Annotated in this window: 23 protein-coding genes; 2 read left to right on the top strand and 21 right to left on the bottom strand. The window is 37.6% G+C overall.

Annotation, left to right across the window (positions count from 1 at the left end; all coding sequences use genetic code 11):
• Positions 1-212: 212 nt before the first annotated feature.
• The 14 genes from mtnN to DCE79_RS12385 form a co-directional block, all read right to left on the bottom strand.
• A complete protein-coding gene (gene mtnN / locus DCE79_RS12320) occupies positions 213-905 on the bottom strand; it encodes a 5'-methylthioadenosine/S-adenosylhomocysteine nucleosidase (RefSeq protein WP_108713336.1) in 693 nt (230 codons plus the stop codon).
• A gap of 76 nt (positions 906-981) precedes the next feature.
• Positions 982-1,656, bottom strand: coding sequence for a YrrS family protein (locus tag DCE79_RS12325; RefSeq protein ID WP_108713337.1), 675 nt, complete (start codon positions 1,654-1,656; stop codon positions 982-984).
• A gap of 354 nt (positions 1,657-2,010) precedes the next feature.
• Positions 2,011-2,496, bottom strand: coding sequence for a transcription elongation factor GreA (gene greA, locus DCE79_RS12330; RefSeq protein ID WP_108713338.1), 486 nt, complete (start codon positions 2,494-2,496; stop codon positions 2,011-2,013).
• Positions 2,497-2,759: 263 nt separating this feature from the next.
• A complete protein-coding gene (gene udk, locus DCE79_RS12335) occupies positions 2,760-3,395 on the bottom strand; it encodes a uridine kinase (RefSeq protein WP_108713339.1) in 636 nt (211 codons plus the stop codon).
• A complete protein-coding gene (locus DCE79_RS12340; RefSeq protein WP_108713340.1) occupies positions 3,396-4,673 on the bottom strand; it encodes a peptidase U32 family protein in 1,278 nt (425 codons plus the stop codon).
• A gap of 18 nt (positions 4,674-4,691) precedes the next feature.
• On the bottom strand, positions 4,692-5,624 hold the full coding sequence (locus DCE79_RS12345) for a peptidase U32 family protein (RefSeq protein WP_108713341.1): 933 nt from the start codon (positions 5,622-5,624) through the stop codon (positions 4,692-4,694).
• A gap of 6 nt (positions 5,625-5,630) precedes the next feature.
• Positions 5,631-6,263 (bottom strand): O-methyltransferase, encoded by a 633-nt coding sequence (locus DCE79_RS12350; protein ID WP_108713342.1) that lies wholly within the window; start codon positions 6,261-6,263, stop codon positions 5,631-5,633.
• A gap of 206 nt (positions 6,264-6,469) precedes the next feature.
• Positions 6,470-7,588, bottom strand: coding sequence for an endolytic transglycosylase MltG (mltG, locus tag DCE79_RS12355; protein WP_108713343.1), 1,119 nt, complete (start codon positions 7,586-7,588; stop codon positions 6,470-6,472).
• Positions 7,589-7,847: 259 nt separating this feature from the next.
• Positions 7,848-8,357 carry a DUF1292 domain-containing protein gene (locus DCE79_RS12360; RefSeq protein ID WP_108713344.1) on the bottom strand — a complete coding sequence of 170 codons (510 nt, stop codon included), beginning with the start codon at positions 8,355-8,357 and terminating at the stop codon, positions 7,848-7,850.
• Between the two features lie 78 nt (positions 8,358-8,435).
• Entirely contained in the window at positions 8,436-8,729 is a 294-nt protein-coding gene (locus tag DCE79_RS12365; protein ID WP_108713345.1) for a DUF1292 domain-containing protein, read from the bottom strand.
• A gap of 167 nt (positions 8,730-8,896) precedes the next feature.
• Positions 8,897-9,313: a Holliday junction resolvase RuvX gene (gene ruvX / locus DCE79_RS12370; protein ID WP_108713346.1), complete on the bottom strand. Its 417-nt coding sequence runs from the start codon at positions 9,311-9,313 to the stop codon at positions 8,897-8,899.
• Positions 9,310-9,582, bottom strand: coding sequence for an IreB family regulatory phosphoprotein (locus DCE79_RS12375; RefSeq protein WP_108713347.1), 273 nt, complete (start codon positions 9,580-9,582; stop codon positions 9,310-9,312). Before DCE79_RS12375 ends, ruvX begins: the two co-directional genes overlap by 4 nt.
• 123 nt (positions 9,583-9,705) lie before the next feature.
• Entirely contained in the window at positions 9,706-12,363 is a 2,658-nt protein-coding gene (gene alaS, locus DCE79_RS12380) for an alanine--tRNA ligase (RefSeq protein ID WP_108714493.1), read from the bottom strand.
• A gap of 359 nt (positions 12,364-12,722) precedes the next feature.
• The gene (locus tag DCE79_RS12385; RefSeq protein ID WP_108713348.1) at positions 12,723-13,871 is read right to left on the bottom strand and encodes a 3-phenylpropionate MFS transporter; all 1,149 of its coding nucleotides are present in this window, start codon (positions 13,869-13,871) and stop codon (positions 12,723-12,725) included.
• Between the two features lie 103 nt (positions 13,872-13,974).
• On the opposite strand from DCE79_RS12385, the gene yeiL reads away from it, so the two are divergent.
• Entirely contained in the window at positions 13,975-14,643 is a 669-nt protein-coding gene (gene yeiL, locus DCE79_RS12390; RefSeq protein ID WP_108713349.1) for a transcriptional regulator YeiL, read from the top strand.
• 134 nt (positions 14,644-14,777) lie between these two features.
• On the opposite strand, the gene DCE79_RS12395 is transcribed toward yeiL, so the two are convergent.
• On the bottom strand, positions 14,778-15,989 hold the full coding sequence (locus DCE79_RS12395; protein WP_108713350.1) for a NupC/NupG family nucleoside CNT transporter: 1,212 nt from the start codon (positions 15,987-15,989) through the stop codon (positions 14,778-14,780).
• Positions 15,990-16,262: 273 nt separating this feature from the next.
• Positions 16,263-18,761, bottom strand: a complete 2,499-nt coding sequence (locus DCE79_RS12400; protein ID WP_108714494.1) for an SF1B family DNA helicase RecD2 — start codon at positions 18,759-18,761, stop codon at positions 16,263-16,265.
• Between the two features lie 160 nt (positions 18,762-18,921).
• Between DCE79_RS12400 and hisA the strand changes: the two genes are divergently transcribed.
• Complete coding sequence (hisA, locus tag DCE79_RS12405) at positions 18,922-19,677, top strand: phosphoribosylformimino-5-aminoimidazole carboxamide ribotide isomerase (protein WP_108713351.1); 756 nt, start codon at positions 18,922-18,924, stop codon at positions 19,675-19,677.
• A gap of 27 nt (positions 19,678-19,704) precedes the next feature.
• Here hisA and DCE79_RS12410 read toward each other — a convergent pair whose 3' ends face one another.
• The 5 genes from DCE79_RS12410 to DCE79_RS12430 all read right to left on the bottom strand — a co-directional run bounded on the left by DCE79_RS12410 (position 19,705) and on the right by DCE79_RS12430 (position 24,332).
• Positions 19,705-20,598, bottom strand: a complete 894-nt coding sequence (locus DCE79_RS12410) for a manganese catalase family protein (RefSeq protein WP_108713352.1) — start codon at positions 20,596-20,598, stop codon at positions 19,705-19,707.
• Positions 20,599-20,661: 63 nt separating this feature from the next.
• Positions 20,662-20,880 (bottom strand): YuzF family protein, encoded by a 219-nt coding sequence (locus DCE79_RS12415; protein ID WP_108713353.1) that lies wholly within the window; start codon positions 20,878-20,880, stop codon positions 20,662-20,664.
• Positions 20,881-20,942: 62 nt separating this feature from the next.
• Entirely contained in the window at positions 20,943-21,389 is a 447-nt protein-coding gene (gene dtd / locus DCE79_RS12420; protein WP_108713354.1) for a D-aminoacyl-tRNA deacylase, read from the bottom strand.
• Between the two features lie 21 nt (positions 21,390-21,410).
• Entirely contained in the window at positions 21,411-23,606 is a 2,196-nt protein-coding gene (locus DCE79_RS12425) for a RelA/SpoT family protein (RefSeq protein ID WP_108713355.1), read from the bottom strand.
• Positions 23,607-23,819: 213 nt separating this feature from the next.
• Positions 23,820-24,332 carry an adenine phosphoribosyltransferase gene (locus DCE79_RS12430; protein ID WP_108713356.1) on the bottom strand — a complete coding sequence of 171 codons (513 nt, stop codon included), beginning with the start codon at positions 24,330-24,332 and terminating at the stop codon, positions 23,820-23,822.
• Positions 24,333-24,343 lie beyond the last annotated feature (11 nt).

The following is a 24,343-nucleotide window of genomic DNA, read 5'->3' on the forward strand; positions in this document are numbered from 1 at the left end:
CATGGTTTTATTCTATGCCTTCACTAGTTTCAGCAAACATAACTAATCCTAAAATCGTTGTAATACCCATTGCGATTGCCATTAAAAATACCATTTGCTAAGCCTCCTTAAAAAACGAAAGTAGTCATTCTACTAGTACCCTAACATTTAATAAAAAAACTGACTGTGACTTTTTTAACACATAGAAAGACATTTTTTGAACGAATGATGAATTATAGTTTTGTAATTGCTTTTAACACAATTTGTGTTGAATGCTTGGCAGCTACTGGTAAAAATTCATCAAAGCTAATGTTCGATTCTTGACCTGCAATATCCGATAACGCACGAATAACTACGAATGGTGTATTAAATTGATAGCATACTTGTGCAACGGCAGCTGCTTCCATTTCAACTGCTTTCATTGTTGGGAAGTCTTTACGAACCGCTTCTACACGTACAGGATTGCTCATAAATACATCCCCTGAACAAATTAGACCAAGTGCAGATGCATGTTCACCCACTTCAGCTACAGCTTGTTTTGCAACTTCGATCAATTTTTCATCTGAATGATATGCTGCTGGCATGCCCGCCATTTGACCAATTTCGTAACCGAAAGCAGTTACATCTACATCATGGTGACGTACTTCATCAGAAATGACGATATCGCCCACTTTAAGTGATGTGTCAAAACCACCTGCTGAGCCTGTGTTAATGACAACATCTGGTTGATATTTTTCTAATAAAATAGTAGTCGACATTCCAGCATTTACTTTCCCGATACCACTTTTTAAAAGTACAACGTCCTTACCTTCGTATGTACCTGTTGTGTATTCACTGTTTGCGATTGTTTCTGTTGTTGTATTTTCTAATGCAGCACGTAGTAATTCTACTTCTTGCTCCATTGCACCAATAACGGCGATTTTCATAAAATTCATTCCTCCAATATTTAGACACTGTTCTAAAAATAATCAATTTACTAGTCATTCGTCAAGGAAATTTCGATTAATTCACACCGTCCAATGAATTTAATACTTCTAGTTGAACAGGTTTCCATCCTTCACCGTCAATCCATTCAATACTAACGCGGTATTTTTTCTCTTTATCCATTGATGTGACAACTGCGATTGCAGACTTTGTATTACCATTATTACGGACACTCAAAACAATACTATTTTCTTGTTGCAAATCAATTACGCTAAAAATTGCTTTTAGCTTTTCTTCATAATCGATATTCCCTTTTTCAAAAGCGGATACATGCTCTCCTGTTTGTTCAGTCGGATATGCTTGCCAATCGGGATTCGTTTGTACTTCCGATACAGTTGGATCTGATGAAGAATTTACAATCGTTTCGGAAGCCTGATTCGTTGTTTCATCTGTTGTTTCATCATCAGAGGTCGCTGTTTCGCTTTCCCCCTCTTCTGAAGGGCTATCTTCATTTTCCTCATTAGAAGACGTATTCGTGTCCTTATCGACCGTTTCAGCTTGTTCTGGTGCTTCTGCCACGTCTGTATCGGGTTTCGAATCTTTTGAAAGAATAAACCAAAGCGTAAAAATAATTAATACCGCAACAATTGCGATTAAATAATTTAAATAGTGATTGACCTTATCAAATTTTGATTCATTTGCTTTTTGTTCCGCATACTGTTGTCGTGTTTGAAACCGTCTTTTACGTTCCATTTCATCTCCCCCTATGCATGCATCCATTTTAGCATTTCAAAAACATATTTTGCACTTCAATCGCGCAAAATGATATTTTTTCCTATACAAATTTCTTCAAAGACCTATTTTTCTCCAAGAACAAAAGCGCTAAAGCGTCCGTTTAGCCCCGAACAGCTTTGGAGGACCCGACAAGAAAGTAAACGTTCCATCACTTTCGTAGGAGGGGTCGAAAAGCTCGAGGGGCTGGCGCTTTAGCCTAGACGTGAGATATGCTTTATTTAAAAGTTATCCACAATACGATGGATTTATAATTTCCTTAACAAAAATAAAAGCAGTTAGCATCATTCGCTAACTGCTTGTTATTTTTTAAAATTATTTAATTTTTAAAATAACAACTTCCATATCTCCGCCTGGTGTTGTTAATTTAACTACATCATCTACATGTTTACCCATTAATGCTTTTGCGATTGGTGAGTCGTTTGAAATCTTACCTTCCACTGGATCTGCTTCTGCAGAACCTACGATTGTGTAAGACTCTTCAAAGTCCGCACGTTTACCTTTAATTAACTCATCAAAAGTAACTGTTTTCCCTAAAGATACAGCATTTGTTGTTACATCATCTGTAATAATTAATGCGTTACGTAACATTTGCTCGATTAAAGAAATACGCCCTTCAACGAAACCTTGCTCTTCTTTTGCTGAATCGTATTCAGAGTTCTCAGATAAGTCACCAAAGCTACGTGCCACTTTAATACGGTCTACCACCTCAGGACGTTTTACTGTTTTTAATTCGTTTAATTCATTTTCTAATTTTTGTTTACCTTCTAGTGTCATTGGATATTGTTTTTCAATTGACATCATTACCACTCCTTATAATAACTTGAAAACGGTTACTTTTTCGTTTTCTTTTTCTAATTATACGATTTATCCATTATGAATATTGCAAGCGTATTTTGTTCAATAAATAATAGAAAACCCGACTACTAGTTAACGATATGTGTAGGTTGCTTCGTTTAGAAGCTCACTTACACCGCGTTTACTAGCAGCCGAATTTCGTGAATGCTTATTTATGTTCTCATCGATTGTTGAAATGTAAATATTGTAAATACTTACCCATCATATTACACAATCGGATCAGATTCAAGAATTGTTTTTATTTTCGTTACCATTAAGTCGATTGCAACATTATTGCCGCCGCCTTCTGGAATGATCACATCTGCATATCGTTTTGTTGGTTCGATAAACATATTGTGCATTGGACGAACAGCCGAAAGATACTGATCAATTACTGAATCTGCAGTACGACCGCGCTCTTTAATGTCACGTTGAATACGACGAATAATACGTAAATCAGAATCTGTATCGACGAATAATTTAATATCCATTAAATCACGTAAACGATCATCTTCTAATACTAAAATTCCCTCGATAATAATTACCTCTTTTGGCTCAACGTGAATTACTTCTTCTGAACGTGTGTGCTGAACGTAATCATAAACAGGTTTTTCAACTGCTTTATAGTCAAGTAGGCTATGAATATGTTCGATCAATAAATTATTATCAAACGCTAATGGATGGTCATAGTTTGTTAATAAACGTTCATCAAATGTCATATGACTTTGGTCTTTGTAATAATAATCTTGTTCGATGACAACTACGGAATGATCGCGGAAAACATCATAAATAGCTTGGGTTACACTCGTTTTACCTGAGCATGAACCACCTGCAATCCCGATAACAACTGGACGCTTTTTCATTTAGTTATTCTCCTTTCGCATCATATCAAAGTGCGATATTGGGCGATCTACTTTAAATTTTACGATTTGTAATGGATGACGTGCTACATCTAGCTCATTACCTTCTTCATCCCAAAGTTGTTCAACAGTTGTTTGGAATGTTTCTAAATTAGGACCAAAGAACTCAACTGTATCTCCTGGTTTGAAGTAGTTACGTTGTTCTAATGTGACCATTTGTGTTTCTTGATCATAATCCATAACAAAACCGGCGAAGTCCCATTTCATTTTATGTGAGTGGAAGCCGAACATTTGTTGTTTGTAGCTTGGTTCACCTTCAAAGAATGATGAAGCTGTTGCACGGTTTGCACAACGCGCTAATTCAGTTAACCATTCTTTTTGGAATGTGAAATTTTCTGGATCTGCGCAGTAAGCGTCAATTACTTTACGGTAAACAGAGATTACTGTTGCTACGTAGTGAATTGATTTCATACGACCTTCTACTTTTAATGAGTCAATGCCAAGCTCAATCATATGAGGAATTGATTCGATTAATTTTAAATCTTTCGGGCTCATAGCGAATGGCGCTTCGCCTTCGTTGAATAACGCTACTTCTTCGCCTTCTTTTTCTTCGTATAGGTCATAGTCCCAACGACAAGATTGACAGCAGCCACCACGGTTTGAATCACGTGCAGTCATATGGTTTGAAAGTGTACAACGACCTGAATAAGCGATACACATAGCACCGTGCACGAATGCTTCGATTTCAATGTCTACTTCTTCTTTCATTTTACGCATTTCTTCGCCGCCAACTTCACGCGCAAGCACGACACGTTCTAAGCCTTCACTTTTCCAATACTTCACAGCTTTCCAGTTTGATAATGATTGCTGTGTAGAAAGGTGGATTTCTAAAGAAGGCGCGCACTTTTTACAAGTTTCGATAATTAATGGGTCCGCCACGATAATCCCTTTAACGCCAGCACCCTCAATTGCTTGTAAATACTCTTCTAAGCCGTCCATATTTTCGTTATGTGCGAAGATATTCGTTGTAACGTAAATAACGGCACCATATTTCTTGGCGAACTCAACACCTTCACGCATTTCGTCAATTGTAAAGTTACCTGCGTTTGAACGTAGACCAAACTCTTGACCACCGATAAATACGGCATCTGCACCGTAGTGTACGGCTACTTTTAATTTTTCTAAGCTTCCTGCTGGTGCTAAAAGCTCAGGTTTTTTCGTAATTACTTTTTTTCCGTTAACTGTTTCACGGATTTTTTCATTTTGAATTAACTGTAGCATGCTGTGACGTTCTCCCCTCTAGTAAACTGTTTCTTTGAAGATGAAGCCAGTATCCAGTGGACGTAACGCTGGCTGAATTGCTTCTACTTGCTCAAATAATTCGGATTTGATTTCGTCATACGCATCTTCACCTTGATCGAAATATGTATCGATTGCTTGGCGATATAGCTTAGTTACCGTAACAACATAATCAAATGATTGTAGCACGCCATCAATTTTCATTGAATCAATTCCTGCTTCAAATAACTCATTCAATTCCTCGATAATGCACATATCGTTTGGTGAGAAGATGTGTGTACCATTTAAATCTTCATAAATTGGGTATTTATTTTTACGCTCATTGTCATGTAAGAACATGTTTTTATTGTCTTTACGATTTTCAATTTCCATCGCTTCTTCACGGTATAAGAAATAGTTACCTAATAGTGAACGTTTTGATTGGAACATACATGTCATCCCGTGTACTTGCACTTCGATTTCATGTTTTGTGTTTTCTTTAATTTCAATCACTTCATCAACTGAAAGCTCACGCGCTAATACAGCACGTTTACTGCCGCGCTCGCCCCAATAATTTACTTGGAACCAGTTTGTTGCAATTGTTTCTGGACTCCAGTGAAGAGGAATTGTAATGCCTAATTCACGTACCGCTACAATTACTGCTGGATCACCGAAAATTAGTGCATCCACACCAATACGTACCATTTCTTTTAAATAGTCATCTAATGCATCTAAACGATCATTGTGGAAAATAGCATTCACTGCTACATATACTTTCTTACCTGCAGTATGAATTAGTTTCGTTGCTTCTTCAACTTGAGCTACTGTAAAGTCTCCAGCTAAACGTAGTCCAAATTTTTGTTCACCAATTACGAAAGCGTCTGCACCTGCATCTAATAATGCAACGACATGCTCAACTGATTGGGGTGTAAGTAATAGTTCTGGTTTTTTCACCTTTCGTCACCTCTTCAAACAAATTAACAATCCATCTCCAACTGGGAAGAAAGCACTCGTATAATCTGGATGTGCCATAATCCAATCAGAAAATGTTTTTAAGTTTCGAATCATTGTTCTTTTTCTTCTCGGTACTTCTTTTATATCTAAATCTGAAAGTCCGTGCATATACATATTATCGATGTATAATACTCCGCCTGATGGTACGAGCGGCGCATATTTTTCGAAAAATTTCATGTATTGCCCTTTTGCCGCATCAATGAAAACCGCATCAAAAGACTTTTGAATACTTTCTAAATCCACATCTAATGCATCGCCTTCAATTACTTGAATACGGTCTGCTACCTCTGATCTTGCAATGAATTGGTTCGCATACTGGACACGTGATTCGTCACGTTCAATCGTCACAATCGTGCATTCTGGTATCGCCTGTGCCATTCGAATTGCAGAATAACCTATGGCCGTACCAATTTCTAAAATCGATTTTGGGTTTTGAATACGTAAAAGTTGATTCAACGATTCAATCCCCGCAAGCTGCATAATCGGAACGTGGTTTTCTAATGCAAACTGTTCCATTTCAACGAGTAATTCATCACGTTCAGGAATGAAGGAAGCAATATAAGCGTCTGATAATTCCATTCGTCAATCTCCCTTTACTTGATTGTTTGCGCAAGTCTTTATCGACATAATAAAAAGACGAAACGAGATGTTTGCGCCTACAATGTTTATATATAAGGACAAAAAATCACAACTTATAATAGCATGAAAACAAAAGGAATGCGAACAATCTTAACTATTTCCGCCTTTTGACGGAGTTTCAAGACATTCGATTCCTTTTCAATTACTTATTTTAAATATTTTTCAATATTTGCTAAATGCTCGTCATAAGATTTTGCGAAGTGGTTCGTACCTTCTTTATCAGCTAAGAAATATAAATAATCCGTTTGCGATGGATTTAATGCTGCTTCAATTGATACTTTTCCTGCCCCTGCAATTGGTCCTGGTGGTAAGCCAACATTTTGATAGGTGTTATACGGATTTTGTACCTCTAAATCCTCGTACAATACACGCTCTTTATGTGATCCCAATGCATATAAAACGGTTGGGTCTGTTTGTAGTGGCATGTCAATGGCGATACGGTTGAAGAATACGCTTGCAATTGTCTCACGGTCGGTTTGTGCAGTTGCTTCTTCTTCTAGTAAAGAGGCGAATGTTAACAGCTCATGAACAGACATTTGTTTTTCTTCAAGTACTACTTTAAAATCTGAAACAATTGAATTTGTCGCGTCTAACATCGTTTTAACAATCTCTTCAATCGTCGGATTTTCTTCAAAGAAAGGATAAGTTGCAGGATATAAATATCCCTCTAATGCATAACGAACATTTTCCTGTAAAATAGCCTCTGTTAATAATTCCGGATATTCTGCCATCATTTGTTCAATAAATGCCTTATTGGTAGTCTTTTCCATAAATTTTTCTGCAGAAATAGATGTATTTTTTTCTACGATTTTCGCAATTTGGTCGAGTGTTAATCCCTCGGGTACCGTCATTGTAAATACCGGCTCACGGTATACACGACCTGTTTTTAAACTTTCGATAATTTCATCTAGCGTCATTGATTTTGTTAATGAATAATTGCCTGCTTGAAATTCTGATTCGTTTTTAAACTTCGTATAATATTTAAAAATCTTCGCATCTTTAATAATTCCCTTTTTCTCTAAAACAGATGAAATCACGGTAATCCCTGAGCCCATTGGAATTTCAACTGCAATTTGATCATTCGATTCTGGATCCACTGGTTCCAAAGCAGAAGATATGTATTTATAACCTAAAAATCCAATGATTACTAATGCTATGAGAGCAACAACTGCAATAATAGAAACGACTCTTCGCACAGTTCGAATCTCCCCTTTTCTATCTTTCATTTTTTTGAACATTTCTTGTTTCTTCTCTTCATCTAACACGGGCGTCCCCCCTTTTTCTTTCATAATGATACAAAATATTTCTAGTTGATACAATAAAACGAATAAAAGTAATACGAATTGTTCTATTTTAAACTCTTTTCAACTGACGAATGCCCTAAAAAATTGTTCGCTACAAAAAAATCTAACTAACCCGTTATGGCTAATTAGATTCTCAAATGGTTTATCCCGCATTAGCTAAGACCGATTGCTTTAACAAGTGGGAGATGAAGAAAACCGCGACTAATGAAGTTTCAAGTTATTATTGTGCTAACGAGGCTAAAACTTCTTCTATCATTTCCCACTCAGCATCTGTTTCGATTGGTAATAAATCGATAACTTCACCTTTTTCACCTGCGATGTAAGCTGATGCGAATACTTCATCTAAGTTTGGTGCATCGTCTTCAAAAATAGCATAGAATAAATAGTTTTTATTGCCTTGCTCGAATCGGTGTAAAATTTGACACATCACTTCTTCGTCTTGATCATTCGTGATTGTAAAGAAGTTCGCTTGGTCAGCACCAAATTCAGCGATGACTGTATTCATTACTTCTTCTACCATTGCCCATTCTTCATCCGTTTCGATATCTGAAAAACTCGACATTTCACCATTTTCATCTACTTCATAGCGTAATGCTGAAATACCAGTATCCGTGTCACCTACTAATGAAAATAGTACATATGAATGCTCGTCCGAATCAAACGAAAATACAACGCGGCATTGTTGCTCTTTCCCGTCTTCTGTTTGTAATACAAAAATTTGATCTTCCATGAAAGGCCCTCCTATAATAACAAAGCAGAGTCGGCTCTTGCCTACTCTGCTTTATTTTCATGTTAAATTACGAAAAGATTATTCTTCTTCGCCAATTTCGTCTTCAATTTGGTTTAATACTTCTTCGATTAAATCCCATTCAGCTTCATTTTCGATTGGCGTTAATTCGCCATCTTCACCGTTTTCAGCTGGTACGAAAGCTGAGGCAAAAATTTCCACTGCGCCGTCTTCGTCTTCTTCAGCGCCTACTAAAGAATATAATACGTATGATTTACCGAATTCTTCTGATTCGAAAGTGTGTAAAATTTCGCAAAGTTGTTCGTTTCCATTTTCATCTACTACTGTAATTTGATTTTGTTGTTGTTCTGACATTATAGTCACCTCTTCATAATATTTAGGCTTAACCTATTACTCCATTTATTATACAAAATTGGTTACATTTTAAGAACCAATACGTCTCATGTTGGAGCGACTTTAATTTTTGCCTTTGAAGCTTCGCTTTCAAGGCAAAAACTAAACGTTTTGCTTGAACAAAACGTTTAGTTTTTACTATCTAAGTATCCTTGTAAAATCATAACCGCTGCCATTTTATCAATGACTAGTTTGCGTTTTTTTCGGCTTACATCTGCTTCAATAAGCATACGTTCTGCAGCCATTGTCGTTAAACGCTCGTCCCATAATTTTACTGGGAAGCCGAATGTATCTTCTAGTAACTTTTTATAACTTTCAGATGCTTCCCCACGTGGTCCAACTGTATTGTTCATGTTTTTCGGAAACCCAACAACGAATTCCGTTACATTGTGTTCCTTTACAAGCTCTTTAATACGTTCAATACCAAATTCGCCTATCGCTTCATTAATTTTTACAGTTTCTATCCCTTGAGCCGTCCAGCCAAATGCATCGCTTATCGCGACACCGACCGTTTTTGAGCCGACGTCTAAACCCATAATTTTCATTTTTCCGCCTCAGTATTCTTCTTAATATAAAATTTTACGAGCTCCTCAAGAATTTCATCTCGCTCGAGCTTGCGGATTAAATTACGTGCATCCTGGTGGCGAGGGATGTATGCCGGGTCACCAGATAACAAATAACCGACAATTTGATTTGTTGGGTTATAGCCTTTTTCTTCTAATGACTTATACACTTTCAACATCACTTGCTTTACTTCTTGTTCCATTGACTCTTCAGGAAAACTAAATTTCATCGTTTGATCGAAAGAACTCAAGACCAGCACCTCGCTTTCAGCAATAAGGAGATGGAGTGATTAGACCCCATCTCCATTTTCTCTATTATAGCTTATTCGAGCATGCACTTCAAATATGCTTGAGTAAATTTCAGGAAGTTCGAATTATAAAGATTTTACATGCTCGTACACAGCTGCTAATGCTTCGTCTAATTTAGAAGCATCTTTCGCACCAGCCATCGCCATATCTGGACGGCCTCCACCTTTACCGCCAGTAGCTTCTGCCACCATTTTCACGATGTTACCTGCGTGATAGTTTCCGCCTACGATATCTTTTGTTACACCTGCGCAAAGCATGACTTTATCATCTGCTACTGCACCAAGTACGATTACTGCTGCATCCATTTTTTCTTTTAAATCATCCATCATTTGACGTAATTGATTGTTGTCTTTTGCATCAACACGTGTTGCAAGAACTGTTACGTCCCCAATTTTTTGTGCTGCATCAAGAATTGCGCCCGCTTGTGCATTCGCCATTTTATGTGATAATGAATCATTTTCACGTTGTAATTCTTTATAATCTGCTTGTAATGAAGCAACACGAGTAGCCACGTCTTTTGGATTTGCTTTTAAAAGATGAGCTGCTTCGTTAAGAACCGCTTCCTCTTCTTTAATTGCTTCGTATGCCGCTTTACCTGTTACCGCTTCAATACGACGAGTACCTGCTCCGATACCGCCTTCTGAAACGATTTTGAAAATGCCAATTTCAGATGAACGAGAAACGTGTAACCCACCGCAAAGCTCGATTGAGTAATCAGATACAGCTACTACGCGTACGATATCCCCGTATTTTTCACCGAACAGTGCCATTGCCCCCATTGCTTTTGCAGAGTCAATATCCATTTCTTTAATAACAACTTCAATATCGTCCCAAATTCTTTCATTCACAGCACGTTCTACTTGTGCTAATTCTTCTTTAGTTACCCCGCCGAAGTGAGAGAAGTCGAAACGTAAACGGTCAGGACCTACATAAGAACCTGCTTGTGCTACGTGATCGCCTAATACGTCTTTTAATGCACGGTGCATTAAGTGAGTAGCTGTATGGTTTTTAAGGATTAGTGTACGTTTTTCACGATTTACTTTTGCTGTAGCTTTATCTCCTACGTGCATTTCACCAGATTCAACAACTACTGTGTGTAACGGTTGGCCGTTAGGTGCTTTTTGTACATCTTTCACGATGGCAGTGAAACCATCTGCTTCGATGATACCTGTATCCGCGATTTGTCCACCCATTTCAGCGTAGAATGGTGTTTCAGATAAGATAATAAGTGCTTCATCGCCTTCTGAAGCTGTTTTTGTCGCTTGGCCGTTTACAACGATTGCTGCAACTGATGTCGAAGCTTCTAAAGCATTATAAATATATGTTGATTCTTGAGTTAAATTTGACAGTACTTCATTTTGAACTTGCATTGAGTCCACGTCCACACGGGCATTACGAGCACGTTCACGTTGTGCTTCCATCGATGAATTGAACCCTTCGTGATCCACTGTCATGCCAACTTCTTCTGCGTACTCTTCTGTTAATTCGATTGGGAAACCAAATGTATCATATAAACGGAATGCATCCGCGCCAGGAATCACTGTTTCACCTTTAGCTTTTTGACTTTCAACAACATCGTTAAAGATTGCTAAACCGCCGTCTAAAGTTTCGTGGAATCGAACTTCTTCGTTTTTAATAACACGTTGGATAAATGCTTCCTTCTCTTTTACTTGTGGGTAGAAGTCTTCCATAATTTCACCAACAGTTGGCACTAATTCAAACATGAATGGTTTTTCGATCCCAATTTGTTTAGCATAACGAACCGCACGACGTAGTAAACGACGTAATACATAGCCACGACCTTCGTTTGAAGGTAATGCACCGTCACCAATCGCAAAGGCTACTGTACGAATATGGTCAGCAATTACTTTGAATGGTGTGTTAATATCTTCCGTTGAACCGAAAATTTCTTTTAAGTCAACTTCTTGTGGACGTGTATATTTACGGTTTGCGAAGTCTTCCGTTTTTTCGATAATTGGCATGAATAGGTCTGTATCGAAGTTTGTTGGTACATTTTGTACAACTGAAACAATACGTTCTAATCCCATACCTGTATCAATGTTTTGTTTTGGTAGTGGCGTATATGTGCCATCTGGGTTGTGGTTGAATTGAGAGAACACAAGGTTCCAAATTTCTAAATAACGTTCATTTTCTCCACCTGTGTACATTTCTTCTTCAGGTGCACCAAAACCATATACTTCACCACGGTCATAGAAAATCTCAGAGTTTGGACCAGATGGACCTTCCCCGATGTCCCAGAAGTTCCCCTCTAAACGGATTAAACGTTCAGCAGGAATACCGATTTCGTCATGCCATACGTCATATGCTTCTTGGTCTTCTGGATGAATTGTGATTGATAACTTTTCTGGTTCAAAGCCCATCCATTTTGGATCTGTTAGGAATTCCCATGCATAGTGAATAGCTTCTTTTTTGAAGTAATCGCCGATTGAGAAGTTTCCTAACATTTCAAAGAATGTATGGTGACGTGCTGTTTTCCCTACGTTTTCAATATCGTTTGTACGAATTGATTTTTGTGCGTTTGTAATACGTGGGTTTTCTGGAATAATGCGACCATCAAAGTAAGGTTTTAATGTTGCTACCCCTGAGTTGATCCATAATAGAGATGCATCATTAATTGGTACAAGTGGTGCTGATGGCTCTACATGGTGTCCTTTTTCTTTAAAGAAGTCTAAGTATAGACGACGAATTTCTGAAGCTGTCATAGTTTTTGTCATGTTGTTTTCCTCCTAAAATAATTTAAATGTTTTGAATGATGATGATGTAATCCAGAAAAACAAAAAAGCCCTCATCCCGGTAAAGGGACGAAGACTGTAATTTCGTGGTACCACCCTAATTTATAATGCGTTAAAAACACATCATATCTCAAGCGCCTGTAACGTAGGCGAACGGCAGGTATTAGTTGCACTCTGGAGTAGCTTTCGGTATTTTTTACACGGAGATTTTTTCAGCCAAGAAATCTCTTTCTGCTCGCGTTGTCCATACGTACTTTTTCCATCATCGTTTTCATTATATTCTATTGTTCATTATAGAAAAATGAAATCCGACTGTCAATCGCCATTCCTTAATAATCAAATCGTTTTTTCGTGAAAAGAATTAAGAAAATTGCTGGTACAGTAAAAATAATCATACCTAAAAATGCTAATCCAGGTTCAATTTCATAAAGTGCACCGCCTAAAAGCGTTAATAATGCGGCACTCAAACTCATGGCAAGCGCTGAATAAATCCCCTGTGCGTTTGGAATTTGTTCTTTTGGTAATGCTTTCGAAATATAACGAATGAAGGCATAGTGTGCCATCGCAAATGATAAAGCATGTAGTGCCTGCGAAATAATGAACATCGGCATATTCGGAAAAAGATACACGATAAGCCATCGTACGGTAGCTCCAATTGCTGCTAGAAGCATTAAAGATGATGGCTTCCACTTCGTTAAAAATGTATCGGCCTTTAAAAAATATAAGATTTCAAAAAGTACTGCAACATTTAAAATCATCCCAATATAAAAAAGATTAACGTTTAAATCTTGTAAATAAATATAGCCATAATTGTAATACGAAGCATGTGCACCTTGTAGTAAGATCACAACAAGTAACACAACACCAAAGCTTTTTACTTTAAATAAACTTTTCATCGATAAAGCTTTTGTAATATCTTGTTTCGGCGCGAGACTTAACACTTGTGGAGCTGGCATTAATTGAATGGCCAAAAGTGCAGTTAACCCTAAAATCATCGTCCATAAAATCATTTGCTCTCCGTACATACCCGTGATCATACTAATAATTAAAACTGCAATAACATAACCAAATGACCCAAGTGAACGCGCTTTCCCGTAATGAATTTTTCCGTGCTGCATTAACGTGGATGCACTACTTTCAACTGCCGGTAGCAAGGCTGGATAAAACGCACTAAATAACATGGTTATAATAAATAGCCCTGCAAATGAATCAATCGGAATGTAAAATAAAGTCACAATCAATGAAGCAATTGTAAAGAAAAGCAATACATTTTTATTACTCATCACTTTAGAAACATAAGGGAAAACAAACATGGTCGCCACAGCACGTGCCACTAAACCAAATCCCATAATGATACTCGCTTCTGATACTGTTAGCCCTTTATCATTAATCAGCCAACCCGTCCAATAAGGTAAAAAGATACCCCATGTAATAAAAAACATAAAGAAGTTTTTTGCTAACCACCGTTGATTATTCATAAAAACCGTCCTTTTTCCATTCTATTACATTGAATAATAACATGGTGAATTATACAATAATGTGAGATATCTCATATTTTAAGATGAGGAGTTGCATTATAATTTGAAAAAGTTAGCCCAAAAAGAAGCTGTAGCATATATAAAGAAGTACCCAATTACACCATTTTTTTCTTTTGATATTACCCCTTACATTCATGTATTTGAATTTGAGAAGGGTGAACTGATTTTCCAAGAACAATCTTTTCCTGATTATTTATTTTACATGGTAGAAGGAAAAGCAAAACTATATATTACGCATAAAAACGGTAAAATTTCGTTAATTGATTTTTTAGCAGCCCCTACCTTCATGGGTGAAATCGAGTTATTAAATTCCGAACGTTATTCGAAAGGTATTCAAACGGTTACCAAATCCATTTGTTTGGCTATTCCCATTCGTGAAGTGAAGGAACAAGTGTTAGCAGATCCTGTATTTTTAAAAATCCTTTGCTTGTTTTTAAGTAAAAAGACCACGACTGTAACTGCAAAGTACACACAAAATCAGGCTTATCCGCTCGAAAATCGTTTAGCATCCTTTATATTGCTTTCATCGGATCAGCACTATTATAAAGAAAGGCATACCGAAGTATGTGAATACCTCGGTGTTTCCTATCGCCATTTGTTATATGTACTCGCACAATTTAATCAAGCTGGCTATATTGAAAAGCACAATCGAGGTTATACATTAACAAATAAAAACGCTTTAGAACAGTTAGCAGCTGAAATTCAATATTAGAAAATACAATTCACGCCAAAATAGCGCGAAATGTCTTTTCTTTTGCGAGTTCCCTTAAAAAGGTATACTTTCTTAACCATAAAAAAAAGACTGTGCTAAAAGTAACTTTTAGCACAGCCTTTAAATTGAATCGATTATAAGAACATCCCTGCAATAGCAGCTGATAATAATGATGCTAATGTACCTGCAGCTACTGATTTCAATGCAAGGCTCGCAATCATACTACGTTTATCTGGTGCCATACCACCTAAACCACCGATTAAAATACCCATCGAGCTTAAGTTAGCAAATCCGCAAAGTGCGAATGAAATGATGATTCCTGTTTTCTCAGAGAATTCTCCAATCATTGGACCAAAGTTAGAGTAGGCTACGAATTCATTTAAGATCAATTTTTGACCGATAAATGAACCTGCATCTACTGCTTCATGCCAAGGAACACCAATTGCAAATGCTATTGGTGAGAATACATAACCAAGAATACCTTCTAAAGTTACGTTATCAAGACCGAATAAGCCCAAAACGCCACCTAAAATACCATTTAAAAGAGCGATTAACGCGATGAAACATAATAACATTGCCCCAACGTTTACTGCTAATTTCATACCATCAGATGCACCTTGAGCGGCTGCATCAATGACGTTTGTAGATTCTGAGTTACGCTCTAATTTGAAGTCTGCTTCATCAACAACTTCCGTTTCTGGAATCATTAATTTCGCCATAATTAAACCAGCTGGTGCAGCCATGAAACTTGCTGCTAATAAGTATTCTAAAGGAACACCAAGTAACGAATAACCAATTAATACAGAACCTGATACAGATGCAAGTCCCCCAGTCATTACTGCGAACAATTGTGATTTCGTCATTTTATTTAGGAATGGACGAATGACAAGCGGTGCTTCTGTTTGACCTACGAAAATATTGGCAGCAGCATTAACTGATTCTGCTTTTGTTGTTCCTAATACTTTTGATAAGAAACCACCAATAATTTTAATAATTAATTGCATAATTCCTAAGTAATAAAGAACTGCAATTAAAGATGAGAAGAAGATAATAATCGTTAATACGCTCATTGCAAATACAAATCCTACGTTGTCAGCATCTGCTAAGCCACCGAATACGAAAGTAACCCCTTCATTCGCATAACTGATTAATTTTTGTACGCCATCTGAAAGCTTCATCAATAGTTCACGGCCTGCTGACCATTTCAATACGATAAAAGCAAAAATAAGTTGTACAACTAAACCTGATAAAATAATTCTCCACTGAATCGCTTTACGATTGCTTGAAAAAGCAATCGCAATACCGATTACGACAAGAATACCAACGATACCCCAAATGTAATCCACTGTATGTGCACCTCTTTTTTAATTTTGTAAACCTTTTCATTTTACAATTACTGACATCACGCTTCAGATATCGTATAAGTTTTTATTTATACTACCATACCCATTTACATATTATTAATTAATAGTTTCTTTTTAAATTTCTAACTTTTTAAGCAATTCACGCAGGAAATTATTATAAATATAATATATCCCATCGTTTTCTCTATTTATTCAAAATAAAAACCAGCTCGTTTTTTCTAGGTGCACATAGAAAAAACAAACTGGCATATTTTGTTATTCAATAAAATCATAAGGTGAAATATTGTCCATACCAATGAGTGGATGGATATAAGGAGCTGTCTCTGTTGTCAGGTGATTCGGTAAGGTTTCACCAATTTTATGAGAATCTGAGACATTTAGTAAACTTAATTGTTCTTCACTATTCGCTTTTTTTGCTTCCACTTTCTCCATTACTACGATCTCTTTTTCATCAGTTTCTTTTACAGATTTTGCCACATTTTCTGATAATGCTGGATTTAATCGAGCCATTAAGCTTGTGTAGCGCATTAAATCATCCGTCTTTGCTAAACCCTTCGCTAGAACATCAGGTTCTCCGCATAATATTAAAAAGTTTTTTGCGCGCGTAATACCTGTATAGAGCAAATTACGTCGTAACATTTTGGAATATCCGCGCACAACTGGCATAATAACCGTTTGGAATTCAGAGCCTTGTGATTTATGAATTGAGCAGCAATACGCTAAAGTAATTTGATTTAAATCATGACGTTGGTACGTTACCTCGATACCATCGTAACTCACAATAAGTAAATCTTGCTTTTCAACCGTTTCTTTCGCGCGAATAATGGCGATGACTTCACCCATATCCCCGTTAAATACATTGTTTTCAGGTTGATTTACAAGTTGCAACACCTTGTCACCAATGCGATATATCGTATCACCAAAAACAATTTCTTTACGTGATCCGTCATTTGGATTGACGAGCTGCTGTATTTCTTTATTTAAATTATCGATACCTGCAGGTCCACGATACATTGGTGCTAGTACTTGAATATCGCGAATCGCTTGTCCTTTTGCAAGTGCCCCTTTCACAATTTGCGTGACAACACTCGTTACTTGTGCAGCAGCAGCTTGAATAAAGGAACGATCCGAAGTTTTTGCAGTCAATGTATCTGGAACAATTCCTTTTTTAATTTGGTGCGCCATTTCGATAATTGTCGAACCTTCTGCTTGTCGATAAACATCTGTTAACTCCACTGTAGGTATTTGCTTCGATGCAAGTAAATCCTTTAACACTTGCCCTGGACCTACTGGTGGGAGCTGATCTTGGTCACCTACAAATACTACTTGTACATCTTCATGCAATGCTTTTAATAACTGATGTGCCAGCCACGTATCTACCATCGACATTTCATCGATAATGATTAAACGACCTGTAACTTCACGTTCTGTTTCTTCTGCCTTTTCATGGCCATTGAAGCCAAGTAAACGGTGAATCGTCATAGCAGGTAAGCCAGTAGATTCGGCTAAACGTTTTGCTGCACGTCCTGTTGGTGCTACTAATACAATTGGAAAAGGCTCTTCTTTTTCAACATACGTTTTTGGATTGAGCGACAAGCCGTGTAATTCAGCATATACTTCGACTAATCCTCGTACAACGGTTGTTTTCCCGGTACCAGGTCCCCCTGTTAAAATCATGACGCTTGAATTTAACGCCGTTTCAATTGCTTGCGCTTGTGTTGGCGCATACGAAACATTATATTGCTCTTCTATATCGCCTATCGCTTTACGAATTTCATCGCGTGAGAAGTTTTCTGCTGTATTATTTTTTTCTTTCAACTCAATAATTTTACTGGCAATACCCACCTCACTAAAATACAGTGATGGCAAATACATGCGCGTTTCCTCACCACAAATTCTCGAGTCCTCCCGCATTTCGATACACGCTTTCGAAATCGCCTCATACGGAATTTCAATGCGCTGACTTTGCTCTAGCATATCCTTAACCATTGGTAGCACCTGTTCTGCATCCAAATAGACATGTCCTTCTGAAAGTGCCGCATTTGTTAATACATGAAATACAGCTGCTTTTATACGGTCTGGGTGATTCCCTGTAATGCCTAGTTTAGAACCCAATTCATCTGCACGTATAAAGCCGACCCCTTCGACCTCTTCAATCAATCGGTACGGATTTTCTGTCAGTAAATTAATCGTTTCTTCACGGTACGCTTGATAAATTTTCATGCCAAGCTGTGGACCGAAGCCCCATTCATTTAACCGAACCATGACCCGCTCTAGCCCTAAATTTTCTTCAATCGTCTGACGAATCGTAAGCTTTTTATCATCATTTAAACGAGGGACAGCATCGAGTGCAGATGGATCATTTAGGATTTTATTAATGGCATCGACGCCTAGTTTTTCAACAATTAATTCAGCAGTTTTCCTGCCAATACCTGTAAATAAATCACTCGATAAATAATGGACTACGCCCTGCTCTGTTGTTGGCACTTCTTTTTCAAACGTATCGATTTGAAATTGCATCCCGTATTTTGGGTGACTTTTCATATGGCCTGTAAAGCGATAGAGTTCATCCTCTGCTAATTGAGGAAAATAACCGACAACAATAATTTCTTTTTCATCATATTGAATATTCGTTTCTTTAATTTTGACACGAATAATGGAATACATATTCGTTGCATTATGAAAAATCGTCACAATAGGATGCCCTAGAATAAAGAGCTTATTGAGATCGAACAAATTCAGATTTTCCGCCATTTCCATGCCACACTTTCTTTACTTTAGTATGCTCATTTTAACATACGGAAAAACGACTGTCTTATTTAAATGCCATTTCTTATACGTCTGATTTTTCTATTAATTCCACGTGTCAAAATGGTATGATAAGACAAGATGTTTAGAAAAGGTAGTGAATGGAATGGAATTTAGACCGTGTATTGATTTACATGAAGGAAAAGTAAAACAAATTGTCGGGAGCACGCTCGGCTATGAAAATAAAAAAGTAGTTGAAAATTTTTCATCCGAACATGATTCGTCTTATTATGCACAATTATTTGCGCAAAACCATTTAACTGGTGGACATGTCATAATGCTTGGAGCTGGCAATGAAGAAGCAGCAATTCGTGCATTACAAGCCTATCCAAATGGTCTACAAATCGGTGGTGGCATTACAGCTGATAACGCGAACCACTACATCGAAGCTGGTGCATCACACGTAATCGTAACGTCTTACATATTCCATGATGGCATGCTTGATATGGAACGATTATTAAAATTAGTCGAAGCGGTTGGAAAGGATAAATTAGTGATCGATTTAAGCTGCCGGAAGCGTGACGGTAAATGGTATGTCGTTACGGATAAATGGACAAAGTTTAGCGATTTTGAAGTTAATTCCACATCGATAAAGGATATTGAAAAATTTTGTGATGAACTGTTAATTCACGCGGTGGATGTTGAAGGTAAACGCAGCGGCATGCAAGAAGAATTAGTGCGTGATTTAGCACAGTGGACTTCCATTCCTACAACTTATGCAGGTGGGGTTCGTTCAATTGAGGATTTAAAAAATTTCGAGTCAATTTCTAACGGCAAGCTACATGTTACAATCGGTAGTGCGTTGTCCATTTTTGGTGGAGATCTTGATTTTCATACAGTTGTCCATTATTGCGAGAAATAGTAAAAGACGGGATGAATCCCGTCTTTTTTAAATATTCGCCATGAGTCTTTTTGCAATCATTTGATATTCTTCAGGACCTATACCTGGCGCAAATTCTTCTGGTAGCTCCTGTAAATCCGGAATTTTCGCTCCCTTTGGCGTTCCTTCTCTTACGATTAATGGGGCATTCGTTATCGGATGTGGACCTTTCCAAATTTTATCGATATCCTTATAATCGCCCACATAATTCCATGTAAACAGTACATTTCCATATCCGAGGTCTTCATATTTACGTGCTTGATCAAAAACATGATTATCTAAGCTTGGAATTGGTAGCATTTTCGTGACATCAAGCCCTGTCGCCATTTCGAGAGCCTTTGCATAAGCCACGATATGCACACCACCGCGCACTAATAAATAGCCAATCATTTCCCGTGCTGTCGGATGATCCGTCATTTCAAATACGCGCATTTTATGAGTCCGTGCGCCACATTCCAAAAAGAAATTATGCAGTAAATCAAGTACTAAATTACCGCTTGAAAATACATTTTCCCCTGTCCAAGGCTTTAACATCGAATCCATAGGGAGTGCTGTTTGAGCCGCCGCAATGAAACTTTGTGTGTGTCTCATGTTTTTTGCATTTTGCATTGGGGCGACATTTGGATTTGCAGCAAATGTCGAATCTTTATGAAGTAAATTAATCGTGTTGGCGACAAGTTCAACATGACCAAACTCCTCTGCAGTAATACTAGCAACTAAATCGTAGAACGGTTTTAATTTCTTTTTCCCACGAAAATTAAAGGATTGATACATATAATTGTTTAATGTCGACATTTCGCCAAACTTTCCACCTAGCAGTTCTTGCACTGCACTCGCCGCATTAGCATCCCCGTACTCAACTTGCGGCAATTCAATTAATAACTTATTTACACGTTGAAACAAAAAAGCACCTCCTAAATCGTCCTATTCAACATATGACGAAGAGAAGGTACGTAGACCATTTTGTTAGCTGTTTTTCATAAACGGTGTCACCCAAACAATTTGTTCAATTCGAATAAAAAATGGCATTCGGCATACATCCAGGACGATATAATCTGGACAAATGGCAGCAAGAATACCTTGTTGTACATGATTACCCGTTTGTTGTACCGCTACCATTTGACCTAAGAACGGCTGAATAGCTTCTAACCAATAGGCATTCGAATAAGAAACCGGTTGAACCAAAAAATCACTCCTTTGCAAGCATACTTTAGAATATGCTGTAAAGAAGTGATTCGTGCGCTTTGTTATTTTGTTTTTGACTCGATAATGATGGTTACTGGCCCGTCATTGATTAAAGCCACATCCATCATAGCTCCGAAAATCCCCGTTTCCACATGTAAGCCGTGCGTTTTTAATTGTTCATTAAACGCTAACCATAAAGGCTCGGCTTGCTCTGGTCTTGCTGCTTCGATAAAGCTTGGGCGTTTCCCTTTACGCGTATCTGCGTACAATGTAAATTGTGAAACCGATAAAATTGCTCCCCCGACTTCTATAATCGAGCGGTTCATCTTCCCGTCTTCATCTTCCCAAATGCGTAAATCTGCAATTTTTTTCGCTACATATGCAATATCTTCTTCTGTATCGGCATGTGTAATCCCAACAAGTAACACATAGCCCTTTTCAATCGCACCCGTTACTTTACCATCTACTGTAACCGATGCATTTCTTGAACGTTGTAATACTACTCGCATAATTGTTTAACCTTCAATCTATTAATTAATAACGCGTTGTACCGAATAAATGTCCGGTAGTTGTTTAATTTTTTCTACGACTTTATGAAGTCCAGAAATGTTAGAAATGGCAATCGTTAAATGAATCGTTGCGATTTTTTCACGGTCAGCACGTCCTGTTACCGCTAAAATATTCGTTTTTGCTTCACTTACGGCATGCATGACATCATTTAAAATACCTGGACGATCGTATGCTGAAATTTCAATATCAACAGGATAATCCTTCTTCACATGCATGCCTGAGTTTTCCCACTCTACTTCAATAAGACGTTCTATATTTTCATCTACTTGAATGTTTGGACAATCAGCACGGTGAACGGAAACCCCACGCCCTTTTGTTATAAAACCGACAATGACATCACCTGGAACTGGTGTACAACAGCGAGATAAACGAATAAGTAAATTGTCGATACCTTTAACAACCACGCCAGACTCTGTATGTTTTTTCGGAACTTGATTGTTCATGTTCTTCACAATTTTTTCAAGCGCTTCTTCTTGTTCACGCTCTTTACGCATCTTTTCAGCGAGACGGTTGACGATTTGTTGTGCGGTAATGCCACCTACGCCAACTGCTGCATATAGATCATCTTCATGAGTGTAATTATATTTTTCGATCACGCGCTTAATGTTTTCAGGAGTCATGACAACTTTAGCATCAAACTCTTGTGCTTTAATTTCTTTTTCAACGAGTTCTTTGCCTTTATCGACACTTTCTTCACGCACATATTTTTTAAAGAATTGTTTGATTTTGTTTTTTGCTTGCGAGCTTTGTGCAATTTTAATCCAGTCACGACTTGGACCGAATGATTGTTTCGATGTTAAAACTTCTACAATATCGCCCGTTTTTAACGGCGTATCTAGTGGAACCATTTTACTGTTTACTTTCGCACCAATTGTTTTGTTACCGACTTCCGAGTGCACACGATATGCAAAGTCAATAGGTACAGAACCAGCGGGTAATTCGATGACATCCCCTTTTGGTGAGAATACATATACCATATCCGAGAATAAGTCGAATTTTAATGATTCCATAAATTCTGCTGCATTAGACGATTCGTTTTGGAACTCTAAAATTTCACGGAACCATGTTAATTTTTGATCAATGTTTTGGACATTTTCATCAACCGTTTTTCCTTCTTTGTACGCCCAGTGTGCTGCGATACCGAACTCAGCAATTTTGTGCATTTCCTTCGTACGAATTTGCACTTCTAGTGGATCACCATACGGCCCAATCACAGTTGTATGCAGAGATTGATATAAGTTTTGCTTTGGCATTGCAATATAATCTTTAAATCGACCAGGCATCGGCTTCCAAAGTGTATGAATAATCCCAATCACGGCGTAACAATCTTTAATGCTATCGACAAGAATACGAACAGCTAATAAATCATATATTTCATTGAACTGCTTTTTTTGCAACGCCATTTTACGATAAATACTATATAAATGCTTTGGACGACCATATACGTCTGCTTCGATTTCTACTTCTTTAAGCTGTGAATTAATTTCATCCATCACATTATCTAAATACGCCTCACGCTCGTCACGCTTTTTCTTCATCAAACTGACAATGCGATAGTATTGTTGCGGATTTAAATAACGTAACGCTGTATCTTCCAGCTCCCACTTCACTTTTGAAATTCCTAATCGGTGAGCAAGTGGCGCAAAGATTTCAAGCGTTTCCTGGGAAATACGGCGTTGCTTTTCTGCAGGTAAGTGCTTTAACGTACGCATATTGTGCAGACGGTCCGCTAACTTGATTAAGATGACACGAATATCTTGTGCCATCGCAACGAACATTTTTCGATGATTTTCTGCTTGTTGTTCTTCTTTTGACATGTATTTAATTTTACCAAGCTTCGTTACACCATCAACAAGCTTAGCTACTTCCTCACTAAAGGCATTCACTAAGTCTTCACGCGTTACTTCTGTATCTTCTACCACGTCGTGTAAAAAGCCCGCAGCAACCGTTTCAGGGTCCATTTGCAGCTCAGCTAAAATACCCGCTACTTGTACGGGATGAATAATATAAGGTTCTCCAGAGCTACGGAACTGCTCTTTATGTGCTTCTTTTGCTACCTCATATGCTTTGACAACAAAGGCAACATGTTCTTCATTCATATAGGATTTTACGAGCTCGAAAACATCTTCGGGCGCTAATATTTGTTCTTTCGCCATAATTTGTCCACCTTGTTCCATTAATTTTCACGTTAGATATAAATTCAATTGTATAAAAAAAGGCTAGTAAATGTAAAGGTAGTAAGCCATTTAGTTTTTTAGATTTGCGAAATATGTAAAATCAATGAACGGAATTTTGTTGACATTCAGGGGATTTAGGAGCTTTTAATAAAAAAACTACCCTACACAAATGTGCAAAGTAGTTCCATTCAATTAGTATTGAATTAAAGTTTTTATAGGTATACTGCCGATTTTTGCACGCCCGTTTAATTCTGTTAACTCGATAATGAAAGCAGCACCTACTACTTTACCACCAAGTTCCTCAATTAAGCGAACTGTTGCTTCTACAGTACCACCAGTTGCAAGTAAATCATCACAGATTAATACTTTTTGTCCTGGCTTGATTGCATCTTTGTGCATTGTTAATGTATCTTTACCGTATTCTAAACCGTAATCAGCAGAAATTACTTCACGGGGTAATTTACCAGGTTTACGTACTGGTGCAAAACCGATTTCAAGTGCATATGCTACTGGGCAACCGATGATGAAACCACGTGCTTCTGGACCTACGATAATTTCAGCACCAACTTCTTTTGCATACTTAACAATTTCATCGGTTGCATATTTATATGCAGGACCGTTATCCATAATTGTTGTAATATCTTTAAAGCTGATTCCTTCTTTTGGCCAGTTTTCTACTGTCGTTACATATTGCTTTAAATCCATTATTCCATGTC

This window comes from Lysinibacillus sp. 2017 (genome assembly GCF_003073375.1).
Lineage (GTDB): Bacteria > Bacillota > Bacilli > Bacillales_A > Planococcaceae > Solibacillus.